The organism is Caballeronia sp. KNU42 (genome assembly GCF_053760385.1).
In genome coordinates this window covers 1,735,302-1,750,606 of sequence record NZ_CM132388.1, presented here as the reverse complement: position 1 = coordinate 1,750,606, position 15,305 = coordinate 1,735,302, and the positions used below count along the sequence as shown (strand labels likewise).

Below are 15,305 nucleotides of genomic sequence, written 5' to 3'. Positions count from 1 at the left end.
ACCTGCCTGATACCCGGGTCACATCCGGAAGAAGCCGGGTTTTAGTCCGGACCTCACTGCCTCTCGCCGATAAAATTCTTGATCGCCAAAAATCCGTTACCGTGTCGACGATCGACTCGACCGAACGCGCCTGTGGGCACCGTCCCTGCCGTGCGATATCGTCGTGCGTGCAACTTGTTACTCCGTTTTCCGGGTGAGCAACTGGCCCTGGGCGCAAGTAAAATAACGGTTTACTGCTTGCACCTGTACAGTCTGACAACATCCGGCCAGCTTAGTGGCTTTTTCCAGACTGTCCGCAAATTATATTCAGAATGAATGAGTTAGGCAAAACATCCCATAAAAAGGTCGCAAGCGAACAGGTCTCGATGATCGAGATCGACGAAAATGCGGCGGGTCAGCGCATCGACAATTTTTTACTTCGCGTCTGTAAAGGCGTACCAAAAAGTCACATTTACCGGATTTTGCGCAGCGGGGAAGTGCGCGTAAATAAGGGGCGCATCGACGCCGCTTATCGGTTGGAAATGGGCGATCTCGTGCGCGTGCCGCCTATTCGTACCGCGCAACTGGACGAAACCCCGGTTTCATCGAATGCGCCGGCTGCCGAATTCCCCATACTATTTGAAGACGATCACCTGATCGTTATCGATAAACCCGCCGGCGTCGCCGTTCATGGCGGCAGCGGCGTGGCGTTTGGTGTGATCGAGCAACTGCGCAACGCGCGCCCGCAGGCGAAATTCCTCGAATTGGTGCATCGGCTGGATCGCGAGACCTCCGGCGTGCTGATGCTCGCGAAAAAGCGCTCGGCGCTGATCAACGTGCATGAGCAAATGCGCGATAACCGTATCGATAAACGCTACCAGGCCGTCGGTCATGGCGACTGGCTGGCGGGTTGGGGTCGTCGGCGGATCGTGAAGGAACCGCTGCACAAATACCTGACGCCCGAGGGCGAGCGCCGCGTGCGGGTCCAGGACGACGGCCTTGCCTCCCACACTGTGTTCAACCTGATCGAGCGGTTCAGTGACTACGCGTGGGTCGAGGCGGAACTGAAGACGGGCCGTACGCATCAGATTCGTGTGCATATGGCGCATATCGGCCTGCCGATCGCCGGCGACACCAAGTACGGCGACTTCGCGCTGAACAAGAACCTGGTGCGCACCGACGCCAATCCGTCGCTCAAACGCATGTTTCTGCACGCTTTCAGGCTGAAACTCGTGCATCCGGCGACCGGCGAGACGCTTCAGGTCGAAGCGCCGCTGCCGGCGGAATGCCGGCGGTTTATCGAACAACTCAAACAAAATTCTAGAGAGACCCAATAAATGGCCCGTCAGCAATTCGATCTGATTGTCTTCGACTGGGACGGCACCTTGATGGATTCCACGGCGCACATTACACGCAGCATTCAGGCAGCGTGCCGCGACCTTGGCCTGCCGGTTCCCGCCGATGAAGCAGCAAGTTACGTGATCGGCCTGGGGCTGCGCGACGCGTTGCAGATCGCGGCGCCTACGCTCGACCCCGTCGATTACCCGAAGCTTGCCGAGCGGTATCGCTTTCATTATTTGATCAAGGGCGAGCAAACCGAGCTCTTCGATGGCGTGCGCGGCATGCTGCAGAACCTTCGCGACGAGGGTTATCTGCTCGCGGTCGCAACGGGTAAAAGCCGTGTGGGCCTGAACCGCGCGCTGGACCAGTCGCGCCTGACGAGCCTCTTCGACGGCACGCGCTGCGCCGACGAAACCTTCTCCAAGCCGCATCCGGCCATGCTGCACGAACTCACGCGTGAACTCGGACAGGACGTGAGCCGCACCGTGATGATCGGCGACACCACGCACGACCTGCAGATGGCGAAGAATGCCGGCGCGGCGGCGGTCGGCGTGACGTATGGCGCGCATCCGGCGAAGTCGCTGCACGCACTCGAGCCGTTGTTCGTGGCCGAAAACGTCGCGTCACTCGGAGACTGGCTGCGGGAGAACGCATGACAGGGACGCCGCTTGCCGGGTCGCTTGAGCCGGTGCGAATCTGCGCGTCGGAGGATCTGGTCGATGGCGGTGACGGCGTTCGTCATAAGGCCGTCGACAAAGGCGGCGAAGCCACCGTGTTTTTTGTCCGATACGACGGCAAACCCTTTGGCTACCTCAACCGCTGCGCTCACGTGCCCATGGAGATGGACTGGTCCGAAGGCAAGTTCTTCGAGAGCTCCGGCTTATACTTGATGTGCGCGACTCACGGCGCGATTTACGAGCCGGACACGGGGAAATGCGTCGGCGGCCCTTGCCGCGGCGCGCGTTTGCGGCGGGTGGCAGCGGAAGATCGCGACACGCCCGAAGGCCGCGCCGTCTTCTGGCTTCCCGACGACGATCTCCGTCCGGCTTGACGCATTTCAGCTATTCAAGACCCTTCCGCTCCTCATTTCTAATCAGTCAACCAGGCGACGCATGTCCGATCAAATTCCCACCGATTCCGCGGATAAGGCACGTCCCGCGCCAACCGGCGACAACTGGGAGCGCGCCGCGCTCGAACGCATCGCGCTGGCGGCAATCAATGAACAGCGCGCCGCACGCCGCTGGCGGATCTTTTTCCGCTTCGTGTTCCTTGCCATCCTGGCGATCGCGGTCTGGAGCGCGTTCGATTTCACCAGCGACAAAGTCGCGAAAAGCCAACGCCATACGGCGCTGGTCGAACTGGAAGGCGAAATTGCCGCCAATAGCGACGCCAGCTCGGACAATGTGAACGCAGCGCTCGACGGCGCGTTTGAAGACGACGGCACCGCGGCCGTGATCCTTCGCTGCAATAGCCCGGGCGGCAGTCCGGTGCAGGCGGGCATCATCAATCGCGAGATCACGCGCTTGCGGGCGAAATATCCGTCGAAGCCGCTGTATGTTGTCGTGGGCGATATGTGCGCGTCGGGCGGTTATTACGCCGCCGCCGCTGCCGACAAGATCTACGTCGACAAGGCGAGCATCGTCGGATCAATTGGTGTGCTGATGGACGGCTTCGGCTTCACGGGCCTGATGGACAAGCTGGGCGTGGAGCGCCGGCTGCACACGTCGGGCGCGAACAAAGGCGCGTTCGATCCGTTCTCGCCTGAATCGCCGGCCATGGATGCGCACGCGCAGGAGATGCTTGACCAGATTCACCAGCAATTCATCGATGCCGTCAAACAAGGCCGGGGCAATCGGCTGAAAGAGTCGCCCGATGTTTTCTCGGGCATGTTCTGGACGGGTCAGAAGAGCGTGGAACTGGGTCTCGCCGATGGTTTCGGTGACGCCGATTACGTCGCGCGCGAAATCGTCAAACAGCCGGATATTGTCGATTACACGCAGAAAGAGAGCATTGGCGAGCGCGTAGCGCGCAAGTTCGGCGCGGCGGTAGGCAATGCATCGATGCACGCGCTGATGATGGGCGGGAAGATGCAGTTGAAGTGATTTTCCCTGTGTTTTAGATAAAAACCGCTCGCCTTGGGTCATCAGGCGAGCGGTTTTTATTGTGCGTAGTGCGGAAAGCGTGGCCGCGTGATGCGCCCCGCCCTATGCGCCTAGCAGCAAGAAGATAGCCGGCCGTTTATGCAACTCGGGCGCGGCTTTCTTTTTCCAGTCTGAAACGGTTCGGGTGACGATCGTCTCGGCGGGCAACGTCAGGTCGACCGCGACGCACACCAGCGTGGACGGCGCGCAGGTCGCGAGCAACGTGTCCAGCAGCGCGCGATTCCTGTACGGCGTCTCGATAAAAATCTGCGTCTGGTTCGCCTTGCGCGACAACGCTTCCAGCTCGCGCAGGCGTTTGCCGCGCTCGGTGGCATCGACGGGAAGATAGCCGTTGAAAGCGAAACTCTGCCCGTTCATTCCGGACGCCATCAGCGCCAGCAAAATCGAACTGGGGCCGACGAACGGCACGACTTTTACGCCGCGCTCGTGGGCGCGGCGCACGAGCAGGGCGCCCGGATCGGCGACCGCCGGGCATCCCGCTTCCGAGACGAGACCGGCGTCGGTGCCGGCCAGAATCGGTTTCAGCAGCTTATCGACCTCGCCCGGCGGCGTGTTGACGTTAAGTTCGCGGATCTCGATTTCCTGGATCGGCCGTTCGGTTCCGACCTTCTTCAGGAAGGCGCGCGTGGTTTTCGCGTTCTCGCCAATGTAGTACTGCAGCGCCGCCGCGCGGGCACGCACGGGCTCGGGAAGGACATCGGCGAGCGCGGCGCTGTCGCCATCGCCGAGCGTGTTCGGGATCAGGTACAAAACGCCGCTCATGCCGCCCCCATCAACGGAAACCCGGCCGCGCGCAACATGCGGGACAACGCGATCAGCGGCAAACCGACCAGTGCGGTGGGATCGTCGGAATGGATTGCATCGACTAGCGTGATGCCCAAACCCTCCGATTTCGCGCTGCCCGCGACGTCGTAAGGCGTTTCGGCAAGCAAATACGCTTCGATTTCCGCATCCGACAGCTCACGGAATTGCACGCGCGTGACGATATCGGCGGACTGGATATGGTCCGTGCGGCTGTCGAAGAGACACAGCGCGCTGTGGAATTCGACGGTTTTTCCCCGCATCGACTGAAGCTGCGCGCGCGCGTTGTCGTGCGTGCCGGGCTTGCCGATCTGACGGCCGTCGCAGGTCGCGACCTGATCCGAACCGATCACCAGCGCACTGCAAGCATCGGTCACGCGGGCCGCGGCCGCACGCGCCTTGGCGATCGACAGCCGGACGGCCGTGGCTTCAGGCGTTTCGCGGTCCAGTGGCGTTTCGTCGATATCGGGCGTGATTACATCGAAGGGAATGCGCAGGCGTTCGAGCAGTTCCCGCCGGTAACGCGAACTCGAGGCAAGGATGAGGCGCGGCTTGGTTGAGACGTCGGGCATGAAAAGGATTGGCTATGAACAAATGGGAGGAAGGACTGGAACCGGGCTGGGGTCGGACTGAACCCCGCGATGCCGCAAGCCGAAGCATAAGTGTTTGACTCGAAAAGGCAAAGCCGCTATGATTTTGGGCTTTTCATCGGTATGCGAAGGCCTTTTTACGCATGCCGGGGCGGCCACGGTAGCCGGAAGTGTACCGAGATGTGCCGGACGCCTTGCGGCTCAGAGAGGCAGGTCGAGGGTAGCCCAAAGTGGTGGGGCCGAATGTCGCGATAGTCGCCGGAAAATAAGCAACAAGCCCGCGGGCTGCTGCTGAAGCCGCAAAACCGCCGCAAAATCGGGATAAACCACACCAGCCGGACGGGTCCGGTGCGGTGCATACTGCAGCTTCACCCCCGGTCGTCCTCCGCGGACTTGCTATCCAGCCGACGCGGCAACGACCACTGCAGGAGCGCACATGACACAGAACCCTGGCAAACCTGCATGTCCCGCCGACTTGCGCGCACTCGACCTGTTCGAATTCGCCCAGAGCCGTCGGCAGGCAGCAGGTGGTGTACGGGTCTCGCAATTGCCGCGTATGTTGAACGAAGTGCCGGCAGATGCCCCAGACCGCGACACGATGTTTTCATGGCAGGCCGAAGGCTCCATGCAGCCCGAGTTGCAGGACGACGGCACTGAAGCGCCGCAGCCTTATTTGCGGCTCGCGGTGCACGGATCGGTCTGGATTGAATGCCAGCGTTGTCTTTCGCCGTATTCGCAACATCTGGATGTCGATGCAACGTATCGCATTGTCACAACGGAAGACGAAGCGGACGAGTTTCCGCTAGACAACGATGAAGTGGAAGTGATCGTTGGCTCACGCCAGTTCGATCTCGTCGACTTGATCGAAGAGGAATTGTTGTTGACCTTGCCGCTCGTGCCGAAGCACGAAGTGTGTCCTGAAGTGCACGAGAGCCTGGTCACGGGTCTCGACGGCGCCGAGGGCGAGCTGGACGATGGTGGTCTGAATGGAGATGCAGGCACGCAGCAGGATGGCGGCTCAGGCAGACCCAATCCGTTCGCCGCGCTCGGTAAGCTCAAGCAGGGCGGTTCCGACGACAACAAGCATTGAAGCGCGTGCTTTAAACGCCCGCACTCAAGAGTATTGGTATCCGGCATCAGGCCGGGTGTCGAATCATCAGGCGGCGCGATGCGTCCGGAAAGGTCCACTGGCCGAAGGTCAGGGTCTCCGGCGTGTCGAGCTGTGTTAGAATTCGCAAAATTTTTCCGGAGTTATCATGGCAGTTCAGCAAAACAAGAAATCGCCGTCCAAGCGCGGCATGCATCGTTCGCACGATTTCCTCACCGCACCGGCTCTGGCCGTTGAGCCGAGCACGGGTGAAGTGCATCTGCGTCACCACGTGAGCCCGAACGGCTACTATCGTGGCAAGAAAGTCATCAAGACGAAGAACGACTAAGCGTACGACGCTTGTTGCGTCTGGCGTTACCGTCTTGACTCGTGGTCTGAGTCGCGGTTGTTCGCGCTTGACATCTTCCCGGTATAACAAGAAGGCGGCATTTCACTGCCGCTTTTTTGTGCCTGAAATTCGTCGCACTCCATGACCGTAAAGATCACTATCGACTGCATGGGAGGCGACCACGGCCCGGCCGTGACCGTCCCTGCCGCGGTCAGTTTCGTGCGTTCGCATCCTGATGCGCAGCTGTTGCTTGTCGGCATCGAGTCGGCCATCCGCGCGCAACTGAAGAAGTGCAAAGCCACGGGCGAAACCCGGCTGACGGTCGTCCCGGCCACCGAAGTGGTCGAGATGGATGATTCCGTCGAAGTTGCGCTGCGCCGGAAGAAAGATTCGTCCATGCGGGTAGCGCTCAATCTCGTCAAGGACGGCCAGGCCCAGACGTGCATCTCGGCAGGCAACACCGGCGCACTGATGGCCGTGTCCCGCTACGTGCTCAAGACGCTGCCTGGCATTGAGCGTCCGGCTATCGCATTCGCGATGCCAAGCCAGAAGGGCTTCACCACCGTGCTCGACCTGGGCGCGAACGTGGACTGCGAGCCGCAACACTTGCTGCAATTCGCCGAAATGGGCCACGCGCTTGTCGCCGCTATCGGGGACAAGGAGCGACCGACCATTGGTCTGCTCAACATCGGCGAAGAAGTCATCAAGGGCAACGACATCATCAAGCGCGCCGGCGAATTGCTGCGCGCAAGCACGCTCAATTTCTACGGCAACGTGGAAGGCAACGACATCTATAAAGGCACGACCGACGTGGTCGTGTGCGACGGTTTTGTCGGTAACGTGGCGCTGAAGACCTCCGAAGGCCTGGCGCAGATGCTGACCGACATGATCCGCGAGGAATTCAGCCGGTCGCTCTTGACCAAGCTGATGGCGCTCGTCGCATTGCCCGTTCTGAAACGCTTCAAACGGCGGGTCGACCCCGCTCAATATAACGGCGCAGCGCTGCTCGGCCTGCGCGGGCTGGTCATCAAGAGCCATGGATCGGCACAAGCCTACGGGTTTGAGTGGGCTATAAAACGCGGGTATGATGCCGTCAAAAATGGCGTGCTTGAACGCCTTGTGCGCGCCATGGAAGAAAACGCTGCTCCCGTGAAACAAGCGGCTCTCGGCGCTTGCGCTGACACTGCTGGCACCGTGGTCCCGAATCAGGCCGACCCCGCGGCCGACCCCATCGCCCCAGGCGATAATACGGTCGCCGCCCGCCCGCTCGTGCAGCCGGGCGAACCGGGTGCCGCGCTATCCTCGAAGGCATAATGGCTCAATCGAATCTCTATTCCCGCGTGATCGGCACGGGCAGTTACCTGCCGGTGGACCGTGTCTCGAACCAGGAACTGGCCGAGCGTCTGGCAAAACAGGGTGTTGAAACGAGCGATGAGTGGATCGTCGCCCGCACCGGTATCCATGCACGTCATTTCGCCGCGCCCGATCAGACGACCAGCGAACTCGCCCTGCAGGCCTCTCGTCATGCGATAGAGGCCGCGGGTATCGATCCGCAGTCGATCGACCTGATCATTGTCGCCACGTCAACACCTGACTTCGTTTTTCCCAGCACGGCTTGCCTGTTGCAGAACAAGCTCGGTATCAAGAATAGCGGCGCTGCGTTCGATATCCAGGCGGTCTGCTCGGGCTTCGCGTATGCCCTTGCGATGGCCGACAGCCTCATCCGCGGCGGCGCCCATCGTACGGCGCTGGTCATTGGTGCTGAAACCTTCTCGCGCATTCTCGATTTCAACGACCGCACGACCTGCGTGCTGTTCGGCGATGGCGCGGGCGCCGTGATCCTGCAAGCCTCCAATGAACCCGGCGTACTGTCCAGCGCGCTTCACGCCGACGGCAGCCACGCGAACATCCTGTGCACGCCGGGCAACGTGAACAAAGGCGTGATCGAAGGCAGCGCGTTCCTGCACATGGATGGTCCGGCCGTATTCAAGCTGGCGGTGAAGGTGCTGGAAAAAGTGGCCGTCGAGGCGCTCGAGAAGGCGCGACTGACCGCTGGCGACATCGACTGGCTCGTTCCCCATCAGGCCAATATCCGCATCATGGAAAGCACCGCGCGCAAGCTGCATGTGCCGCTGGAGCGCATGGTCGTGACCGTGGGCGAGCATGGCAATACGTCGGCGGCATCGATTCCTCTCGCATTCGACGTCGCTGTGCGCGACGGGCGCATCAAGCGCGGCCAGCATGTGCTGATCGAAGGGGTGGGCGGCGGCTTCACGTGGGGCGCGTCGGTTATTCGCTACTGAGCCGCTACTGAGCCGCTACTGAGCGGATATTTAGCCGATACGACTTCTTCATCACGCCACGTCAGTCATTCGACAATCCAATCGAGCAAGGACCTCATGAAATTCGCGTTCGTTTTTCCGGGACAAGGTTCCCAATCGGTCGGCATGCTCAATGCATTCGCCGACCACGCCGTGGTGCGCGAAACCGTGCAACAGGCATCCGATGCGCTCGGTCAGGATCTGGGCAAGCTGATGGCCGTTGGTCCGGTTGAAGAGCTGGGTCTGACCACGAACACGCAACCCGTCATGCTGACGGCCGCGTACGCAATTTATCGTGTGTGGGAAAAAGAAACGGGACTGAAACCGGCACTCGTCGCGGGCCATAGTCTCGGCGAATATACGGCGCTTGTGGTTGCCGGGGCGTTGCCGTTTTCAGCCGCCGTGCCGCTCGTGCGATTTCGCGCACAAGCCATGCAGAGCGCAGTGCCAGTGGGTGAAGGCGGCATGGCAGCCATTCTGGGTCTCGACGACGACGCTGTGCGCGCCGTTTGCGCCGAAGCATCGGCGGCGGGGATCGTGGAAGCGGTGAACTTCAACGCGCCGTCCCAAGTGGTGATTGCTGGTGCGAAAGCCGGCGTTGAAAAAGCCTGCGAAATTGCGAAGGCCAAGGGCGCGAAACGCGCGTTGCCGTTGCCGGTGTCGGCGCCATTTCATTCGTCGCTGCTCAAGCCTGCGTCGGACCAGTTGCGCGAGTATCTGGCTAGCGTGGATATAAGCGTGCCGCAGATTCCGCTGATCAATAACATCGATGTCGCGAGCGTCGCCGAACCGGCTGCCATCAAGGATGCGCTCGTGCGTCAGGCTGCGGGTCCTGTGCGCTGGGTTGAAAGCGTGCAGAAGATGGCCCATGAAGGGATCACGCACGTGATCGAATGCGGTCCGGGCAAGGTGCTGAACGGGTTGACGAAGCGGATCGACGGTACGCTGATCGGCGCGTCGATTTTCGATCCGGCTTCGCTCGAAGAAACCCGCAAACTGCTCGCCGGCTGAATGCATTAGCCCATTAGGCCAAAGCAGTTAAGCGACAAACAAGGAACCGACGAAACATGATTCTGGACAAGCACATAGTGGTCGTGACGGGTGCGTCGCGAGGCATCGGCCGGTCGATCGCGGTCGAACTCGCGCGCCAGGGCGCGACGGTGATCGGCACGGCGACCAGTGAAAGCGGCGCAGAAGGCATTAGCGAAGCGTTGAAAGAGTTTGGCGGACAAAGCCGCGGCGCCGTGTTGAACGTGACTGATGCAGCCGCGAGCGAAGCGTTTATCGACGGCGTGGTCAAGGAGTTCGGCGGCCTCAACGTGCTGGTGAACAACGCCGGGATCACGAAAGATCAACTCGCGATGCGCATGAAGGACGACGAATTCGACGCCGTCATCGACACCAACCTGCGCGCCGTTTTCCGTCTCTCGCGCGCCGTGCTGCGCCCGATGATGAAAGCGCGTGGCGGACGAATCATCAATATCACGTCGGTGGTGGCTTCATCGGGCAACCCGGGGCAGGCCAACTACGCGGCCGCGAAGGCCGGCGTGGCGGGCATGACGCGGGCGCTGGCCCGTGAAATCGGCAGCCGCGGGATCACGGTGAACTGCATTGCGCCGGGTTTTATCGATACCGACATGACCAAGGTCTTGCCGGAAGCGCAGCGTGCGGCGCTCACAGCACAGATACCACTCGGCCGACTGGGCAGCCCGGAAGATATCGCTCATGCTGTGGCTTTCCTGGCCTCCCCGCACGCGGGGTACATCACGGGGACCACGCTCCATGTGAACGGCGGCATGTACATGTGACAGGCATTTCGTTAATATCCGCGCCGTGTGGCGGGTGCGCAAAGTGCTGATTCAAAGCGCGGTGTAAGAGGTGCGAGATTCGCTGTCAGAAGTGGTAAGCAGGAAAGGGCGCTGAAAAGGGCGTGACGGGCATCAAAGGCATGTCACGCGCCAAACAAAGCTGATTCCGTGCGTGGGTATTTACGGGTACAAACCTGATAAAATGCGCGCACTTGTGTTTTTGAACTACATTTCCCTCGGAGGGCTGCATGGACAATATCGAACAGCGCGTGAAGAAGATCGTCGCCGAACAACTGGGCGTCGCCGAAGCCGAAATCAAGAACGAAGCTTCGTTCGTCAACGATCTGGGCGCTGACTCGCTCGACACCGTCGAACTCGTGATGGCTCTCGAAGACGAATTCGGCATGGAAATCCCTGACGAAGAAGCCGAGAAGATCACGACGGTTCAGCAGGCTATTGACTACGCTCGCGCCAACGTCAAGGCCTAAAGCCCGCACGGCAAGCTGCAGCTAGACTATTCGGGGTTGACGCTCTGTCGCGATTCAAACCGATTTAACAGCCACAGGGCTCACAGGGCAATTTCCTGTGAATCTTGTGGCTTTTGCTTTTTGTCATTTATGGATAAGGGGTTACCGTGAGCCGTCGTCGTGTTGTTGTTACAGGCCTTGGGCTGATTTCGCCTGTCGGCAATACCGTTGCCGACGGCTGGGCCAATCTGGTCGCTGGCAAGTCGGGCATCGCCGAGATCACGAAGTTCGATACCACGAACTTCTCCACGCGCTTTGCCGGTGAAGTCAAAGGCTTCAAGGTCGAAGACTATATGCCGGCCAAGGAAGCGCGCCACATGGATACCTTTATCCATTACGGCATTGCCGCCGGTGTGCAGGCCATGCAGGACAGCGGGCTGGAAATCACCGACGAAAACTCGGAACGCGTGGGTGTTGTCGTGGGCTCGGGAATCGGCGGCTTGCCGATGATCGAAGCCACGCAAACGGAATTGCTGAACCGCGGCCCGCGCCGGGTTTCGCCGTTCTTCGTGCCGGCGTCGATCATCAACATGATTTCCGGTCATCTCTCGATCCGCTTCGGTTTGAAAGGGCCGAACCTGGCCATCGTGACCGCGTGTACGACGGGTCTGCATTGCATCGGCGAAGGGTCGCGGCTGATCGAATACGGCGACGCCGACGTGATGATCTGCGGCGGCTCCGAGGCGACCGTGTCGCCATTGGGCATCGGCGGCTTCGCGGCGGCCCGCGCGTTGTCACAGCGCAACGATGACCCGGCTACCGCCAGCCGTCCGTGGGACAAGGATCGCGACGGTTTTGTGCTGGGCGAAGGCGCCGGCGTGATGGTGCTCGAAGAGTATGAGCATGCGAAAGCACGCGGCGCGAAGATCTACGCCGAAGTCAGCGGCTACGGCATGAGCGGCGACGCTTATCACATGACTGCACCGCCGGAAAACGGCGACGGCGCGCGCCGCAGCATGCGCAATGCGTTGAAAAATGCCCAGGTCAATGCGGACGAAGTGCACTACCTGAACGCTCACGGCACGTCGACCCAATTGGGTGATCTGGCGGAGACCATCGGGATCAAGAATGCGTTTGGCGATCACGCGAAGAAGATCGTGGTGAATTCCACCAAGTCGATGACGGGCCATCTTCTCGGCGGCGCCGGCGGACTGGAATCGGTCTTCACCGTGCTGGCGCTGCATCACCAGATCTCGCCGCCTACCATGAATATCTTCAATCAGGATCCGGCATGTGACCTGGACTACTGCGCGAACGAAGCGCGGGAAATGAAGATCGACGTGGCGCTGAAGAATTCGTTCGGTTTCGGCGGCACGAACGGCACGCTCGTTTTCAAGAAGCATTGAGCGACGTGCGTAGCGCGGCGCGCTTGATTGTCGCGGGAGCCAAGCGAATGACAAGCGCGCACATTCCATTGCCAGAGGTGTCGGTGGACTTGGTCGCCGATTCCCCGCGTCGGCGCGCTCTGCGTCCATCACGGTTCCTGTGGGGCGCTACCGCAGCATTCATGGCGGTAGCGGCGGGATCGGTATTTCACTGCGTGGCGGCTTACGCCGGGCTGTTCCACGGGTGCGTAGTGGTTTTGACCGTGACTGCCGCATTGGCCACTGCGGCCTGGGGCGGCGAGCGGCGCCGACCCGTCGCGTTCGAGATCGGGCAAGATGGTTTGACCACGTGGGATCACGCGGGGAACGCGCAATACCGTCGTATTACAGGTTGCGCCCAGTGGAGCGACCGCTTGCTTGCTCTCACCCTGCTCCCGGCGCAAGGGCGCCCGGCATCGTTCCTGGTGGCCGCCGACGCGCTCGCCAATACCGGCGCGTTCCGCGAACTGGCCGTGCGCGCCCGGCGCTGCGCCCAGGAACATCTGTAACGCGTGTAACCGCCGGTCAGCATCCGGCGTGTACCGGCGTCGTAACGCTACAATAGCCCTCCGCGTAGCACCCCCAAAGTTAACGGATTTCCCAGGTGAGCGAAAAAGAAATCGATCAGGTACTGGTCGAACGCGTGCAAAAGGGCGATAAAGCAGCGTTCGAGCTACTGGTCGCCAAATATCAGCGCAAAATCATCCGGCTTATCTCGCGTCTCGTGCGGGATCCCGCCGAGGTCGAGGACGTCGCGCAGGACGCCTTTATCAAGGCTTATCGCGCGTTGCCGCAATTTCGCGGAGAATCGGCGTTTTATACTTGGCTTTACCGGATTGCGGTGAACACCGCGAAGAACTACCTTGCCACTCAGAGCCGTCGTGCTCCAACTTCTACCGAAGCTGATGCAGAAGAAGCGGAAACTTTCTCCGATGCAGACCAACTAAGGGATATCAACACGCCCGAGTCGATGTTGATGAGCAAGCAGATCGCACAAACGGTCAATGCTGCGATGGCGGTTTTACCGGAAGAGCTGCGCACCGCCATTACTCTTCGTGAGATTGAAGGTCTGAGCTACGAGGAAATAGCCGAAATGATGGGTTGCCCTATAGGAACCGTCAGATCAAGAATTTTTCGTGCTCGCGAAGCCATTGCGGCAAAATTGCGTCCGTTGCTGGACACTCCCGAAGGCAAGCGCTGGTAACGGCGAGGTTGCGCGGGGCAGGGACGCGGTATCTGGGTCAGGTAGTGTCACTAGGGGTGCAGTCAAGATGGGGAGCATCATGGGGTCGGTTTCGGTGCAATCGCAAGCTAGCTCGCGGGGCGAGCGTTTGTCCGCTTTTGTCGACGGAGAATCGTTCGACGATTCGGGCGACATCAGTCAGTTTCTTTCCGGGTTTACGCAGAAGGATCGCGCGGCGTGGTCGGATTTCCACTTGATCGGCGACGCGCTGCGTTCCGACGATCTCGCGGCCAGTCCTGCAGCCAGCAGTGCGTTCATGAACGCGTTCTCGGCGCGTTTCGAGGCGGAAGCGCATGTGTTTGCGCCCGCGGCCATTCCGGCGGCGTCCACGGAGCGCTTGCGCTCGCGGCTGTTCCGCCGTCGCGTGGTGCCGGCTTTCGCCGTCGCGGCTGCCGCAGCCACGCTGACGTGGATCGTCGTGCCGCAATTGCAGGGCGTGGACGGCCATAACGGCATGCAGATGGCTTCGTTGTCGTCCGATCATGTGCAGCGCGTGGCCATGGCTTCCATGCCTGCCGCCAGCACGCGCTCGCCGGTCGTCGAAGCGAATATCATTCGCGACGCAAGCCTGGACCAGTATCTCGAAGCGCATCAGCAATTCTCCCAACAGCCCGTCATGCCGGGCTCGATGCCTTTGATTCGCACTGCGGCTACCAGCCAAGGCCAATAACTGATGCAACGTGTGCGGTTGAAGAAAACGACTCATTGGGGGCGGTTGCCGGCGTTGATGTTCTGCGCAGCCGCATTGATATCCGCGGCATCGAGTGCTTTTGCGCAGGGCGACGATTCTGCCGCCGCGCGCAAGGCCGCTGCGGAACTGCTCAACCGGATTCACGACGCCGCACAGCAGCAGAACTACGAGGGCACCTTCGTCTACCAGCGTGGGACAACGGTGCAGTCCTCGCGTATTACCCATTCGGCAGCGCGCAGCGACGGTGAGTTCGAGTCGCTGGAAAGTCTGGACGGCAAACCTCGCAGGATGCTTCGCCACGACGACGACATGTACACGTTCGTACCCGAACGGCATTTGGTGGTCGTCGAAAAGCGCCAGAACAAGGACGCGTTCCCATCGTTGCTGACGACCAGCAGCGACCAGGTCTTGACCGTCTATGAGCCGAAAATGCTCGGCGCGGACCGCGTCGCGGGCATCGACAGTCAGGTGATCGAACTCGATCCGAAAGACGCCATGCGCTTTGCCTACAAACTTTGGGCCGATTCGAAAACCGGCCTTTTGCTGCGTGCGCAGACGCTCGGCCCCGACGGCCAGGTGCTGGAACAGCTTTCATTTTCTCAGGTTCAGATTGGCGGGTCCGTGGACCGCGCCGGCATTGCGAACGGGATCAAGAACCTGGCCGGTTGGACGGTCGTGCGGCCGCCGGTTGAGCCGGTCGATATGGAAGCGCAGGGCTGGAAGATCACACCAACCGTGCCGGGTTTCCGCGAGATTCGCGAACTGCGCCGGCCGATGGCGTCGCGTGAGGAGGGCCAGCCGCCTATTCCTGTCGATCAGGCTGTTTTCTCTGACGGACTGGCGGCAATCTCGATTTTTGTCGAGCCCGTGGAAAAAAATTCGCGCAAGGAAGGTGCTGGCGATAGCGGCGCGACACACGTGCTGGTCAAGCGCCGCGGGGATTTCTGGATTACCTTGCTGGGCGAAGTGCCCCAGGCCACGTTGCAGCAATTTGCTTCTGCCATAGAATACAAGCCTTCCAAGTAATTCCTCGGCCCACCAC

Annotated in this window: 18 protein-coding genes; 16 read left to right on the top strand and 2 right to left on the bottom strand. The window is 60.7% G+C overall.

What is annotated here, in order from left to right; translation table 11 throughout:
* The first annotated feature begins 311 nt into the window (after positions 1-311).
* The 4 genes from ACSOSP_RS07835 (at position 312) to ACSOSP_RS07820 (ending at position 3,422) form a co-directional block, all read left to right on the top strand.
* Entirely contained in the window at positions 312-1,316 is a 1,005-nt protein-coding gene (locus ACSOSP_RS07835; protein ID WP_455310451.1) for an RluA family pseudouridine synthase, read from the top strand.
* Positions 1,317-1,976 carry an HAD-IIIA family hydrolase gene (locus tag ACSOSP_RS07830; protein WP_455310450.1) on the top strand — a complete coding sequence of 220 codons (660 nt, stop codon included), beginning with the start codon at positions 1,317-1,319 and terminating at the stop codon, positions 1,974-1,976.
* Entirely contained in the window at positions 1,973-2,371 is a 399-nt protein-coding gene (locus ACSOSP_RS07825; RefSeq protein ID WP_455310449.1) for a Rieske (2Fe-2S) protein, read from the top strand. Before ACSOSP_RS07830 ends, ACSOSP_RS07825 begins: the two co-directional genes overlap by 4 nt.
* Positions 2,372-2,432: 61 nt before the next feature.
* Entirely contained in the window at positions 2,433-3,422 is a 990-nt protein-coding gene (locus ACSOSP_RS07820) for a S49 family peptidase (protein ID WP_455310448.1), read from the top strand.
* Positions 3,423-3,524: 102 nt separating this feature from the next.
* Here ACSOSP_RS07820 and ACSOSP_RS07815 read toward each other — a convergent pair whose 3' ends face one another.
* Both ACSOSP_RS07815 and ACSOSP_RS07810 read right to left on the bottom strand, forming a co-directional pair.
* Complete coding sequence (locus tag ACSOSP_RS07815; RefSeq protein ID WP_455310447.1) at positions 3,525-4,244, bottom strand: SAM-dependent methyltransferase; 720 nt, start codon at positions 4,242-4,244, stop codon at positions 3,525-3,527.
* The gene (locus ACSOSP_RS07810) at positions 4,241-4,855 is read right to left on the bottom strand and encodes a Maf-like protein (protein WP_455310446.1); all 615 of its coding nucleotides are present in this window, start codon (positions 4,853-4,855) and stop codon (positions 4,241-4,243) included. The genes ACSOSP_RS07815 and ACSOSP_RS07810 overlap by 4 nt, the downstream gene beginning before the upstream one ends.
* A 454-nt stretch (positions 4,856-5,309) precedes the next feature.
* Here ACSOSP_RS07810 and ACSOSP_RS07805 point away from each other — a divergent pair, with 454 nt between their 5' ends.
* The 12 genes from ACSOSP_RS07805 to ACSOSP_RS07750 all read left to right on the top strand — a co-directional run bounded on the left by ACSOSP_RS07805 (position 5,310) and on the right by ACSOSP_RS07750 (position 15,289).
* Positions 5,310-5,963, top strand: coding sequence for a YceD family protein (locus ACSOSP_RS07805; protein WP_455310445.1), 654 nt, complete (start codon positions 5,310-5,312; stop codon positions 5,961-5,963).
* 166 nt (positions 5,964-6,129) lie between these two features.
* Positions 6,130-6,309 carry a 50S ribosomal protein L32 gene (rpmF, locus tag ACSOSP_RS07800; protein WP_031363450.1) on the top strand — a complete coding sequence of 60 codons (180 nt, stop codon included), beginning with the start codon at positions 6,130-6,132 and terminating at the stop codon, positions 6,307-6,309.
* A gap of 141 nt (positions 6,310-6,450) precedes the next feature.
* Positions 6,451-7,623 carry a phosphate acyltransferase PlsX gene (gene plsX, locus ACSOSP_RS07795; protein ID WP_455310444.1) on the top strand — a complete coding sequence of 391 codons (1,173 nt, stop codon included), beginning with the start codon at positions 6,451-6,453 and terminating at the stop codon, positions 7,621-7,623.
* Positions 7,623-8,612, top strand: coding sequence for a beta-ketoacyl-ACP synthase III (locus ACSOSP_RS07790; RefSeq protein ID WP_455310443.1), 990 nt, complete (start codon positions 7,623-7,625; stop codon positions 8,610-8,612). Before plsX ends, ACSOSP_RS07790 begins: the two co-directional genes overlap by 1 nt.
* A 96-nt stretch (positions 8,613-8,708) precedes the next feature.
* Positions 8,709-9,641, top strand: coding sequence for an ACP S-malonyltransferase (gene fabD / locus ACSOSP_RS07785; protein ID WP_455310442.1), 933 nt, complete (start codon positions 8,709-8,711; stop codon positions 9,639-9,641).
* Between the two features lie 56 nt (positions 9,642-9,697).
* Complete coding sequence (gene fabG, locus ACSOSP_RS07780) at positions 9,698-10,438, top strand: 3-oxoacyl-ACP reductase FabG (RefSeq protein WP_455310441.1); 741 nt, start codon at positions 9,698-9,700, stop codon at positions 10,436-10,438.
* Between the two features lie 248 nt (positions 10,439-10,686).
* Positions 10,687-10,926, top strand: coding sequence for an acyl carrier protein (gene acpP / locus ACSOSP_RS07775; RefSeq protein WP_004197638.1), 240 nt, complete (start codon positions 10,687-10,689; stop codon positions 10,924-10,926).
* Positions 10,927-11,072: 146 nt separating this feature from the next.
* Positions 11,073-12,311, top strand: a complete 1,239-nt coding sequence (gene fabF, locus ACSOSP_RS07770; RefSeq protein ID WP_455310425.1) for a beta-ketoacyl-ACP synthase II — start codon at positions 11,073-11,075, stop codon at positions 12,309-12,311.
* 47 nt (positions 12,312-12,358) lie between these two features.
* Positions 12,359-12,838 carry a hypothetical protein gene (locus ACSOSP_RS07765; protein WP_455310424.1) on the top strand — a complete coding sequence of 160 codons (480 nt, stop codon included), beginning with the start codon at positions 12,359-12,361 and terminating at the stop codon, positions 12,836-12,838.
* A 95-nt stretch (positions 12,839-12,933) separates the two neighbouring features.
* Entirely contained in the window at positions 12,934-13,533 is a 600-nt protein-coding gene (gene rpoE / locus ACSOSP_RS07760) for an RNA polymerase sigma factor RpoE (RefSeq protein WP_047844769.1), read from the top strand.
* A gap of 79 nt (positions 13,534-13,612) precedes the next feature.
* Entirely contained in the window at positions 13,613-14,242 is a 630-nt protein-coding gene (locus ACSOSP_RS07755; RefSeq protein WP_455310423.1) for a sigma-E factor negative regulatory protein, read from the top strand.
* Between the two features lie 3 nt (positions 14,243-14,245).
* Positions 14,246-15,289, top strand: a complete 1,044-nt coding sequence (locus ACSOSP_RS07750) for a MucB/RseB C-terminal domain-containing protein (RefSeq protein ID WP_455310422.1) — start codon at positions 14,246-14,248, stop codon at positions 15,287-15,289.
* Positions 15,290-15,305: the final 16 nt, after the last annotated feature.

Excerpts from the sequence above, each read along its gene's own strand:
- ACSOSP_RS07835 (WP_455310451.1), top strand. The coding sequence starts at position 312 with ATGAATGAGTTAGGCAAAACATCCCATAAAAAGGTCGCAAGCGAACAG.
- ACSOSP_RS07830 (WP_455310450.1), top strand. The coding sequence starts at position 1,317 with ATGGCCCGTCAGCAATTCGATCTGATTGTCTTCGACTGGGACGGCACC.
- ACSOSP_RS07825 (WP_455310449.1), top strand. The coding sequence starts at position 1,973 with ATGACAGGGACGCCGCTTGCCGGGTCGCTTGAGCCGGTGCGAATCTGC.
- ACSOSP_RS07820 (WP_455310448.1), top strand. The coding sequence starts at position 2,433 with ATGTCCGATCAAATTCCCACCGATTCCGCGGATAAGGCACGTCCCGCG.
- ACSOSP_RS07815 (WP_455310447.1), bottom strand. The coding sequence starts at position 4,244 with ATGAGCGGCGTTTTGTACCTGATCCCGAACACGCTCGGCGATGGCGAC.
- ACSOSP_RS07810 (WP_455310446.1), bottom strand. The coding sequence starts at position 4,855 with ATGCCCGACGTCTCAACCAAGCCGCGCCTCATCCTTGCCTCGAGTTCG.
- ACSOSP_RS07805 (WP_455310445.1), top strand. The coding sequence starts at position 5,310 with ATGACACAGAACCCTGGCAAACCTGCATGTCCCGCCGACTTGCGCGCA.
- rpmF (WP_031363450.1), top strand. The coding sequence starts at position 6,130 with ATGGCAGTTCAGCAAAACAAGAAATCGCCGTCCAAGCGCGGCATGCAT.
- plsX (WP_455310444.1), top strand. The coding sequence starts at position 6,451 with ATGACCGTAAAGATCACTATCGACTGCATGGGAGGCGACCACGGCCCG.
- ACSOSP_RS07790 (WP_455310443.1), top strand. The coding sequence starts at position 7,623 with ATGGCTCAATCGAATCTCTATTCCCGCGTGATCGGCACGGGCAGTTAC.
- fabD (WP_455310442.1), top strand. The coding sequence starts at position 8,709 with ATGAAATTCGCGTTCGTTTTTCCGGGACAAGGTTCCCAATCGGTCGGC.
- fabG (WP_455310441.1), top strand. The coding sequence starts at position 9,698 with ATGATTCTGGACAAGCACATAGTGGTCGTGACGGGTGCGTCGCGAGGC.
- acpP (WP_004197638.1), top strand. The coding sequence starts at position 10,687 with ATGGACAATATCGAACAGCGCGTGAAGAAGATCGTCGCCGAACAACTG.
- ACSOSP_RS07765 (WP_455310424.1), top strand. The coding sequence starts at position 12,359 with ATGACAAGCGCGCACATTCCATTGCCAGAGGTGTCGGTGGACTTGGTC.
- ACSOSP_RS07755 (WP_455310423.1), top strand. The coding sequence starts at position 13,613 with ATGGGGTCGGTTTCGGTGCAATCGCAAGCTAGCTCGCGGGGCGAGCGT.
- ACSOSP_RS07750 (WP_455310422.1), top strand. The coding sequence starts at position 14,246 with ATGCAACGTGTGCGGTTGAAGAAAACGACTCATTGGGGGCGGTTGCCG.